At 59.5% G+C, this 10618-nt stretch carries 9 protein-coding genes; 1 reads left to right on the top strand and 8 read right to left on the bottom strand.

Annotation, left to right across the window (positions count from 1 at the left end; genetic code table 11):
• The 7 genes from PHS32_RS18525 to scpA all read right to left on the bottom strand — a co-directional run.
• Positions 1-1137, bottom strand: a 1137-nt coding sequence (locus tag PHS32_RS18525) for an FAD-dependent oxidoreductase (protein WP_301080575.1), incomplete at its 3' end; no start/stop codon positions are given.
• A gap of 161 nt (positions 1138-1298) precedes the next feature.
• Positions 1299-1781, bottom strand: coding sequence for a VOC family protein (locus tag PHS32_RS18520; RefSeq protein ID WP_301080574.1), 483 nt, complete (start codon positions 1779-1781; stop codon positions 1299-1301).
• Positions 1782-1783: 2 nt separating this feature from the next.
• Positions 1784-3838, bottom strand: coding sequence for an acetyl/propionyl/methylcrotonyl-CoA carboxylase subunit alpha (locus tag PHS32_RS18515; RefSeq protein WP_301080573.1), 2055 nt, complete (start codon positions 3836-3838; stop codon positions 1784-1786).
• A 319-nt stretch (positions 3839-4157) separates the two neighbouring features.
• Positions 4158-5690: an acyl-CoA carboxylase subunit beta gene (locus tag PHS32_RS18510; RefSeq protein ID WP_301080572.1), complete on the bottom strand. Its 1533-nt coding sequence runs from the start codon at positions 5688-5690 to the stop codon at positions 4158-4160.
• Positions 5674-6765 carry a methylmalonyl Co-A mutase-associated GTPase MeaB gene (gene meaB / locus PHS32_RS18505; RefSeq protein ID WP_301080571.1) on the bottom strand — a complete coding sequence of 364 codons (1092 nt, stop codon included), beginning with the start codon at positions 6763-6765 and terminating at the stop codon, positions 5674-5676. Before meaB ends, PHS32_RS18510 begins: the two co-directional genes overlap by 17 nt.
• Complete coding sequence (locus PHS32_RS18500; protein WP_301080570.1) at positions 6762-7223, bottom strand: GNAT family N-acetyltransferase; 462 nt, start codon at positions 7221-7223, stop codon at positions 6762-6764. Before PHS32_RS18500 ends, meaB begins: the two co-directional genes overlap by 4 nt.
• An 8-nt stretch (positions 7224-7231) precedes the next feature.
• On the bottom strand, positions 7232-9412 hold the full coding sequence (gene scpA / locus PHS32_RS18495) for a methylmalonyl-CoA mutase (RefSeq protein ID WP_301080569.1): 2181 nt from the start codon (positions 9410-9412) through the stop codon (positions 7232-7234).
• 154 nt (positions 9413-9566) lie between these two features.
• On the opposite strand from scpA, the gene PHS32_RS18490 reads away from it, so the two are divergent.
• Complete coding sequence (locus PHS32_RS18490) at positions 9567-10235, top strand: GntR family transcriptional regulator (protein ID WP_301080568.1); 669 nt, start codon at positions 9567-9569, stop codon at positions 10233-10235.
• Here the strand turns inward: PHS32_RS18490 and PHS32_RS18485 are convergent.
• The coding region (locus PHS32_RS18485) for a DUF3443 family protein (protein WP_301080567.1) at positions 10223-10618 on the bottom strand (396 nt) is incomplete at its 5' end. The two genes, PHS32_RS18490 and PHS32_RS18485, sit on opposite strands and share 13 nt — an antisense overlap.

The following is a 10618-nucleotide window of genomic DNA, read 5'->3' as shown; positions in this document are numbered from 1 at the left end:
CACCAGCACCGGCAAGCCCCATTTGTCAATCTGGATACCGACATCGCTCTCGATCCAGGGGAAAGCATTTTCCTGACCGACCGCAATCAACACCACATCGCACTCGATCAGCACGTCCGGCTCGCCGGTTGGCACCAGGCTGCGCTTGCCCTTGTCGTCATAAATCGCCTTGACGATCTCAAAACGCATACCAGTGAGCTTGCCCTTGACATGCTCGAAAGCCTTCGGTACATGGAAGTTCAGAATCGGAATACCCTCGTGCAAGGCATCTTCCTTCTCCCACGGTGAAGCTTTCATCTCTTCAAAGCCGCTGCGCACAACCACCTTCACGTCGGCGCCGCCCAGACGGCGTGCCGACCGGCAGCAATCCATCGCGGTATTGCCGCCGCCCAGGACAATCACCCGCTTACCAATGCTGGTAATGTGGCCAAACGAGACCGAGGCCAACCAGTCGATGCCGATGTGAATGTTCTCGCCGATCTCCCGGCGTCCCGGCACCTCAAGATCACGGCCCCGCGGCGCGCCGCAACCAACAAACACGGCGTCATAGCCTTGCGTCAAAAGAGCGCGCATGGAATCGATGCGCTGGCCGCTCTCGAAATCGACGCCCAGGTCCAGGATGTAACCGGTCTCTTCATCGATCACCGACTCAGGCAGACGAAAGCGCGGAATCTGGCTGCGGATGAAGCCGCCGGCCTTGGCCTCACCATCAAACACCGTCACCTCATAACCCAGCGGTGCCAGATCACGCGCCACGGTCAGGGAGGCCGGTCCGGCGCCGACGCAGGCGACGCGCTTGCCGTTCTTGGGCGCCACAGCGGGCATGCGACTCCTGACATCGTCCTTGTGGTCGGCAGCGACCCGCTTGAGGCGGCAAATCGCCACCGGTTCGGGGTGCTCGCCATTGCTTTCTTCCACCCGGCCCCGGCGGCAAGCCGGTTCGCAGGGCCGGTCGCAGGTGCGACCCAGGACACCGGGAAACACATTGGAAACCCAATTGACCATGTAGGCATCGCTATAACGACCCTGTCCGATCAGACGGATGTACTCGGGCACGGGGGTATGGGCGGGGCAAGCCCATTGGCAATCAACGACCTTGTGAAAATAGTTTGGACTGGCGATGTTGGTAGGCTGCAAGTCGGTCTCCTAAACCTTGGGTACGCCGCAACAGCGGCTAAGTGAAGCGGGAGTGTACGCCAGCGAACGTGAAAAAAGCCTGACGAACCAGCTCTTGCGGGGTGCCGATTGGGAGACATTGACCTACATCAAATGGACCCTGCGGAAGGGGGGCTGCGGCATCAGGCCTGTTGTGCCGCAAGTTTGTCGAAAGCGGCCAGCAACTGCGCCGGAGCTTGCACCAACTCAATCAAAACGCCCTCGCCGCAGACCGGAAATTCATCATTCGACTTGGGGTGCACAAAGCAGATGTCAAAGCCGGCCGCCCCCGGACGTATACCGCCCGGCGCAAAACGCACACCCTGGGCCGACAGCCAATGCACCGCCTTGGGTAGATCGTCGATCCACAGGCCCACATGGTTAAGCGGCGTAGCGTGTACCGCCGGCTTTTTGTCGGGGTCCAGCGGCTGCATCAGGTCCACCTCCACCTTGAACGCTCCGCTGCCCATGGCACAAATGTCTTCGTCCACGTTCTCGCGCTCGCTGCGAAAGGTGCCCGTTATGTCGAGACCCAGCATATCCACCCAGAGTTTGCGCAACCGGGTCTTGTCGGCGCCGCCAATGGCGATCTGCTGGATGCCCAGTACTTTGAAAGGTCGGTTCATTTTCATGCAAACTCAATAATTGGCTGATCGACAATCAGACTTTCACCCTTGACGGCCAGGATTCTCCCCACCACACCGTCCGCCACGGCAAACAGCACGTTTTCCATCTTCATCGCTTCAATCACGGCAACGCGCTCACCGGCCAGCACTTTTTGGCCGGCTTGAACCGCCACGTCAACCAGCAAGCCGGGCATCGGCGACAACACGAAACGGCTCATGTCAGGCGGCGCCTTGTAAGGCATGAGGGCGTACAGCGCCGCCGCCCGCTTCGAGAGCACCAGCGCGTCGATCTGGCTGCCATTGTGCGAAACACGGATCGCCAGCGGGTTCTTGCCTGCCAGGCTACCGCGCTCGACTTGTGCCGTGAACGGCTGGCCGTTGCAAGTCCCTTCAATCCGGACCTCCCCCAAACGGTAGTTGCTGCAAATCTTGTAACAGTTTGCACCAATCTTGATCGAGCTGGAGCCTGTCTTACCTTCGAATTCAGTCACCCGTACCGGCGTCGGCGTGGTACGACCCTGCTGACCCAGGGTCAGCACCACGAAGTCTTCGCCGACGGCCACCTCGTGGCCTTCCATCTGGCCGCTGATGGCGGTGGCGCGGTTGCGGTACTTGCGATGCACGAAAGCCGCCAGCGCAACGGGGAAGTCGGCGTCATCGTGTGGCACGTCTTCCGCCCTGAAACCATGCGAATAATTTTCGGCAATGAAGCCGGTGTTGAAGTCGCCGGCGACAAATTTGGGGTGTGCCAGCAAGGCCGCTTGAAACGGAATGCTGCTGCTGACGCCACGAATCACAAAACCGTTGAGCGCTTCCCGCATCTTGGCAATTGCACCCTGTCGGTCTTTGCCATGCACAATCAGCTTGCAGATCATGGAGTCGTAAAACATGGGGATCTCGCCGCCCTCTTGCACGCCGGTGTCGACCCGTACCCCCTGCCACTGGTGGATGTCCGACGCAAACATGGTCTCCCGCGGCGGCTGAAAGCGCACCAGGCGCCCGGTTGACGGCAAAAAGTTGCGAAACGGGTCTTCGGCATTGATGCGGCACTCGATCGCCCAGCCATCTCGTTTCACATCGGCTTGCGTCAATGGCAGTTTTTCGCCGGCGGCCACACGGATCATCAATTCAACCAGGTCCAGACCGGTGATGCATTCGGTCACCGGGTGTTCCACCTGCAAGCGGGTGTTCATCTCCAGGAAATAGAAGCTCTGATCCTTGCCAACCACGAATTCCACCGTGCCGGCGCTTTGATAATTCACCGCCTTGGCCAGGGCCACGGCTTGCTCACCCATCGCCTTGCGCGTGGCTTCGCTGATAAACGACGACGGCGCTTCTTCAATCACCTTCTGGTGGCGGCGCTGAATCGAGCACTCGCGTTCATTGAGGTAGACGACATTGCCGTGGGCGTCGCCAATCAACTGGATTTCGATGTGGCGCGGCTCCTCGACAAATTTCTCGACAAACACGCGGTCGTCGCCAAAACTGTTGCGCGCCTCATTGCGACAACTGGTAAAACCCTCGAAAGCCTCTTTGTCGTTGAAGGCGACGCGCAGGCCTTTGCCGCCACCGCCGGCACTGGCCTTGATCATCACCGGATAGCCAATGCCCCTGGCAATTTCAACTGCGCGCTCAGCCGTTTCAATTGCACTGTTGACACCGGGAATGCAATTCACACCGGCCGCACCGGCAAGTTTTTTCGATTCAATCTTGTCACCCATGGCCGCCATGGAGTAATGCTTGGGGCCGATAAAGACAATGCCTTCTTCCTCGACACGCTTGGCGAAGCTTGCGTTCTCGCTCAAAAAACCGTAGCCCGGGTGAATCGCCTGGGCGCCTGTTTGCTTGCAGGCGGCGATGATCTTATCGGCCACCAGGTAGCTCTCGCGGCTGGGCGCCGGACCGATGTTGACGGCCTCGTCGGCCAGCATCACATGGCGTGCGTCCTTGTCGGCATCGGAATACACCGCCACCGTCTTGATGCCCATCTTGCGTGCGGTCTTGATGACCCGGCAAGCGATTTCTCCGCGGTTGGCGATCAGTATCTTGGTAAACATAGGTTTCCTAACTTGATGAAGTCGGCAAGATTGAAATTCGGTACAGAATTAAGTTTGCGTCCGGACGACAGGGGCAGAGTTTTTTGCTGAGCCTGCGGCAGGGTGGGGGTATCTGCCGCTGCGAAGTGCCGACTTTGGCTCTCACGCTGGAATACCTGGGGATCGGGATCAGGCTGCCTGGGTGTTCTGCGCAGGTAAAGGAGGAGCCCGCAGGGCGGGGGACACGGAGCAGAGCACCCGGGCGGCCTGATCCAGCGCGAACCACAGAGAATCGCGCGCAGAGCAAGCAGGCACAGGAGGCCATCATCAGCGTCAAGCCCTAGAGCGGAATGTTCCCGTGCTTTCTCCACGGGTTCTCAAGCTTCTTGTCGCGCAGCATCACGAGCGAGCGGCAAATGCGCTTGCGCGTCTCGTGCGGCAGGATCACGTCGTCGATGAAACCGCGCGCACCGGCCACAAACGGGTTGGCAAAACGGGCTTTGTACTCGGCCTCCTTGGCCGCCAGTTTGGCCGGGTCGCCCTTGTCTTCGCGAAAGATGATTTCCACCGCGCCCTTGGCTCCCATGACAGCGATCTCGGCGTTGGGCCAGGCAAAGTTGACGTCGCCACGCAGGTGTTTGGAACTCATCACATCGTAGGCGCCGCCATAGGCTTTGCGCGTGATCACCGTGATCTTGGGCACCGTGCATTCGGCAAAGGCATAGAGCAGTTTGGCGCCATGCTTGATGATGCCGCCGTATTCCTGTGCCGTGCCGGGCATGAAGCCGGGCACGTCGACAAAGGTAATCACCGGAATGTTGAAGGCGTCGCAAAAACGCACAAAGCGCGCCGCTTTGCCGGAACTCTTGATGTCCAGGCAACCGGCCAGCACCAGCGGCTGGTTCGCCACAAAGCCCACCGTCTGGCCCTCCATGCGGCCAAAGCCGATCAGGATGTTTTTGGCATACTCGGGTTGCAGTTCGAAGAAGTCGCCATCGTCCACCGTCTTGACGATCAACTCCTTCATGTCATAGGGTTTGTTCGGGTTGTCGGGCACCAGGGTGTCCAGGCTCATGTCCATGCGCTCGGCCGGGTCGCCGCCGCGGCGCACCGGCGCTTTTTCACGGTTGTTGAGCGGCAGGTAGTTGTACAGGCGGCGCAGCATCAACAGCGCCTCCACATCGTTCTCGAACGCCAGATCGGCAACACCGCTCTTGGTGGTGTGGCTGATGGCGCCACCCAGTTCTTCCGCCGTCACATCTTCGTGCGTCACCGTTTTCACCACTTCGGGGCCGGTGACGAACATGTAGGAGCTGTCCTTGACCATGAAAATGAAATCGGTCATGGCCGGGCTGTAAACCGCGCCGCCCGCGCAGGGTCCCATGATCAGACTGATTTGCGGCACCACGCCGCTGGCCATCACGTTGCGCTGGAACACATCGGCATAGCCGCCCAGGCTGGCCACCCCTTCCTGAATCCGCGCGCCACCCGAGTCGTTCAGACCGATCACCGGTGCGCCGACCTTCATCGCCTGGTCCATGATCTTGCAAATCTTCTCCGCATGGGCCTCGCTCAGGGCGCCGCCGAACACGGTGAAATCCTGGCTGAACACAAACACCAGACGACCGTTGATCATGCCGTAGCCGGTAACCACGCCATCGCCCGGAATCTTGTTTTCCTCCATGCCGAAATCGACGCAGCGGTGCTCCACGAACATGTCCCACTCTTCGAACGTGCCTTCGTCGAGCAGCAGTTCCAGGCGCTCACGGGCCGTCAGTTTGCCCTTTTTATGCTGTGCGTCTATGCGCTTTTGGCCACCGCCCAGACGGGCCAGTTGGCGTTTGGCTTCCAGTTGTTCAAGTATGTCGTGCATATTGGTTTTCTCCGTTTTTGTCGTCCCGGGTCTGCTCCGGGTCTGTGTTTCGCGCCACCTTGGATCCTGGATCATGCTCGGGATGACAAGTCATTAAAAGTTGCCGCGCCGCGGTAGACGCCGCCATGCGGCCGTCAAGAACTTTTTCGGTCAATCCGCCCAGCTTCGCACGCACCTCGGGGTTGCGCCGAAACGCCTGTTTCAAACCAGCCTCGATGCGCTCCCACATCCAAGCCAGGGCTTGCTGTTGTCGGCGCGCGCGCAGGCTTCCGTTTTCGGTTTGCAGCAACTGGAATTGCCGCACCGCGGCCCAGAATCGATCCACCCCCTGCCCGCGCAGGGCACTGAGTTGAATCACCTGGGGGTGCCAGATTTTCTGATCGTGGTGAGCATGCTCGGGATTGCCATGCAGCCCCAGCAGGCGCAGGGAAGACGTGATTTGAGCCTGAGCCCGGGTCGCGGCAACCGCGTCGAGGTCGGCCTTGTTGATCACCACCAGGTCGGCCAGTTCCATCACGCCCTTCTTGATCGCCTGCAGATCGTCACCCGCGTTGGGCAGTTGCATCAGTACGAACATGTCGGTCATGTTGGCCACCGCCGTCTCGCTCTGGCCAACGCCCACGGTCTCGACGATCACGATGTCATAGCCCGCCGCCTCACAAACCAGCATCGCCTCGCGCGTTTTCTCGGCCACCCCACCCAAGGTGCCGCTGCTGGGGCTGGGACGGATGTAGGCGCTCTCATGCACGGAGAGCTTTTCCATGCGTGTCTTGTCACCCAGAATGGAGCCGCCGGAAACGCTGGAAGACGGATCGATGGTGAGCACCGCCACGCGGTGGCCTTGCGCTATCAGGTACAGGCCCAGCACTTCGATAAAGGTTGATTTCCCCACACCCGGCACGCCGCTGATGCCGAGGCGGAACGACTTGCCGGTGTACGGCAGCAAAGCCGTCAGCAACTCATCGGCCTGCGCCCGGTGGTCGGTGCGGGTCGACTCCAGCAGCGTGATGGCCTTGGCGATGGCGCGGCGCTGCACCGCGGCAGAGCCGTGAACAATCGATTCGAGCACACTCACACCGGCTCTCCCTGCGATCGGAACCAGCGGTAATCCAGATCAAACTCACCCTCACCAACCTGGACGAATCCATGACGCAGGTAAAAGCGATTGGCGGAACTTTGTTTCAGTGCCGACAAAGTGATGTCGCAGTTTTGTGCTGCAGCCAGCACCTTGGCCCAATCCAGGGTCCAAGCGCCGATACCCCGGTTTTGGTAAGCGGGCCGGATATACAAGTGATCGAGTTGCAGGGCCGGCGGCACTGGCTGGGAGTTTGGGCGTAGCGTAACGAAGCCAATGCGTTCACCATCGAGTTCTATGTGCAGCATGTATTCCGGCGCAAATCCGGCCGCCAGTCGCTCGCGCGCACGAACCGGATCAAAGCGTCCCAGGCGCTCCAGACTCTCTCTCAGCGCCTCGATGCGCAGGGTCACCATCTGGTCGAAGTCGCTGCCGGCAACTGAAACAAACGTTGGCATGGCCTGAATCAAGCTTGCTTCGCCTTCTTGATCTGCTCCAGCACGTCCCTGGCGCTCACCGGGATCGGAGTACCCGGGCCATAAATGCCCTTCACACCAGCCTGGTAAAGCATTTCGTAGTCCTGCCGCGGAATCACGCCGCCGACGAACACGATGATGTCATCGGCGCCCTGCTTCTTCAGTTCGGCAACAATGGCCGGCACCAGGGTCTTGTGACCGGCCGCCAACGTCGATACACCCACCGCGTGCACATCGTTCTCGATCGCTTGTCGCGCACATTCCTCGGGCGTCTGGAATAGGGGGCCGATATCGACGTCGAAACCGAGGTCGGCAAAGGCGCTGGCCACCACTTTGGCGCCGCGATCATGGCCGTCCTGTCCCAGCTTGGAGATCATGACCCGCGGACGACGCCCCTCGGCCTCGGTAAAGGCGTCAATTTCCTGCTTCAGGTCATCCCAATACTTCATGCTGTCCCCTCCGCTGGCGGCCGAGTCATAAGCCGCAGCATACACGCCGGTCACCTTTTGAGTGTCGGCGCGGTGGCGTCCGTAAATTTTTTCCAGAGCGTCACTCACCTCGCCGACGGTGGCACGCAGGCGAACCGCTTTGATCGCCAGTTCCAGCAGATTGCCGGAATTGGTTTCAGCCGCAACAGTGATCGCCGTCAGAGCAGCCTTCACGAGTTCCGCATCGCGCTTTTGCCGGATAACTTTCAGTCGCTCGATCTGAGCGTCACGCACCGCCACATTGTCGATATCGCGGGCGTCAATCGGGTCTTCGGTTTTCAGCTTGTACTTATTGACACCGACGATAACGTCTTTGCCGCTGTCAATGCGCGCCTGCTTGTCAGCCGCGGCAGCCTCGATCTTCAGCTTGGCCCAGCCGCTGTCCACCGCTTGCGTCATGCCGCCCATGGCTTCGACCTCTTGAATGATCTTCCACGCGGCGTCGGCCATGTCCTGCGTCAACTTCTCCATCATGTAGGAACCAGCCCAAGGATCGATCACGTTGGTGATGTGGGTCTCTTCCTGGATGATCAGCTGGGTGTTGCGGGCGATGCGGGCACTGAACTCGGTAGGCAAGGCAATCGCCTCGTCAAAGCTGTTGGTGTGCAGTGACTGGGTGCCGCCAAACACCGCCGCCATGGCTTCGATGGTGGTGCGCACCACGTTGTTGTAGGGATCTTGTTCGGTCAGCGACCAGCCCGATGTCTGGCAGTGAGTGCGCAGCATCAAACTCTTGGGCGATTTGGCATCAAAATTCTTCATGATGCGGCACCACAGCAGCCGCGCGGCGCGCATCTTGGCCACTTCCAGGTAGAAGTTCATGCCAATGGCCCAGAAAAAACTCAGACGCCCGGCAAAATCATCCACGTCCATGCCCTTGGCAATGGCGGTCTTCACGTACTCCTTTCCGTCAGCCAGCGTAAAGGCCAGTTCCAAAGCCTGATTGGCACCGGCTTCCTGCATGTGATAGCCGGAGATCGAGATCGAGTTGAACTTGGGCATGTTTTTGGCCGTGTACTCGATGATGTCGCCGATGATGCGCATGCTGGGCGCGGGCGGGTAGATGTAGGTGTTGCGCACCATGAACTCTTTCAGAATGTCGTTCTGAATCGTTCCTGAAAGCTGGTCCTGCCGCACGCCTTGCTCTTCCGCCGCCACCACATAGCCGGCCAGCACCGGCAACACGGCGCCATTCATGGTCATGGAAACACTCACCTTGTCCAGCGGGATCTGGTTGAACAGGATTTTCATGTCTTCAACCGAGTCGATCGCCACGCCAGCCTTGCCGACGTCACCGGTGACGCGCGGATGGTCGCTGTCATAGCCCCGGTGCGTCGCCAGATCAAAGGCGACACTCACGCCTTGCCCACCTCCTGCCAGGGCCTTGCGGTAAAAAGCGTTGGATTCCTCCGCCGTCGAAAAACCGGCGTACTGCCGGATGGTCCAAGGACGCACCGCATACATGGTGGCCTGCGGGCCGCGCAGGTAGGGCTCAAACCCGGGCAAGGTGTTGGCGTAAGGCAGGTCTTGCGTATCGGCGGCGGTGTAAAGCGGCTTGACCGTGATGCCGTCCGGCGTTTGCCAGTTCAAGGTGTCGACCGCACCATCCGGCGCGGACTTGGCGGCCGCCTTGCGCCACGCCTCAAGGCTGGCGATTTGAAATTCTGGATTATTGGAGGTCATGACGGCTGCCGTTCGCGCTGAGTTTATCGATGTGATCTGACACTGAAACAAGACCGGACAGCAACCGCCCGGGCCTGCATTCGTGCCGGAATTGTAGTTTACGTTATTTATAATTATTGATTCAGAATATTATTTCAAGCTTACAATTCAGGGCATGGCAGCACTTTCCCTATCTCCACGGGCACTTTATGAAGAAGTGGCGGAACTCCTGCGTCAACGAATTTTCACGCGTGAACTGGAGCCCGGCAGCTGGATTGATGAGTTGAAGATTGCGGAGGCCTACGGCATCAGCCGCACGCCGCTGCGTGAAGCGCTTAAAGTGCTGGCCGCCGAAGGCCTTGTCACCATGAAAGTGCGGCGCGGCGCCTATGTGACCGAGGTGTCCGAGCGCGATCTGGCCGATGTGTACCACCTGCTGGGCCTACTGGAGGCAGATGCGGCTGGCGTGGTGGCAAGCGCGGCCACCAGCGCGCAAATTGAAATCCTGCAAAGCCTGCACCACGAGTTGGAGGCTTCGGCCAAGCCTGGCAAACAGGACCGTGAACGCTTTTTCGAGATCAACGAACGTTTTCACATGCGGCTGCTGGAGATTGCAAACAACCGCTGGCGCGATCAGATGGTGGCCGACCTGCGCAAGGTCATGAAACTCAACCGCCACAACTCGCTGCTGAAATCAGGGCGCATTGAGGAATCCTTGAATGAACACGGGGCTCTGATGGCGGCCATTCTGGCTCGTGATCCGACGCTTGCCAGACAGCGGATGCAGGAACACTTCAGGAATGGTCTGCAGGCGGCCAACCAAACAGGCCCTCAGAACGCATAAAAAGGACCTTGCCCAAGCAATGACGTCTGCCCCTCGATACCAAAGAACACCCGGCGCCCGTAAAAAAACGGCAAACCCCAATCAAAGCTGGTGCTGTCACCGAAGGGCCCGGACAGGGTCGGAAGAACCGCCATGCGAGCATCCGTAAACAATGCCGTTGCGTTGTCAATTGAAAACGAAACTGAAGCACTCGCCCGATTCGCGCCCACCAGCGTGGCCGTCAAATTGGTCAGTGCGGTTGGACAATAAAACCCGACATTGCTGCCGGTGCAGGCGGGAACCGTACTGGAATTGAAAAAAAGACCATTCGATCCGGTGTCGAGGAAGCTGGTGTTCAGGCTTTGGCCCGCGAACTGGGTGGTGAAGTAGCCGGTGGCGTTGGG

This window comes from Rhodoferax sp., from assembly GCF_028714215.1.
Taxonomy (GTDB): domain Bacteria; phylum Pseudomonadota; class Gammaproteobacteria; order Burkholderiales; family Burkholderiaceae_C; genus Rhodoferax.
Note: the sequence above shows the minus strand (reverse complement) of the source record. Positions and strands in the feature narration are given on the sequence as shown.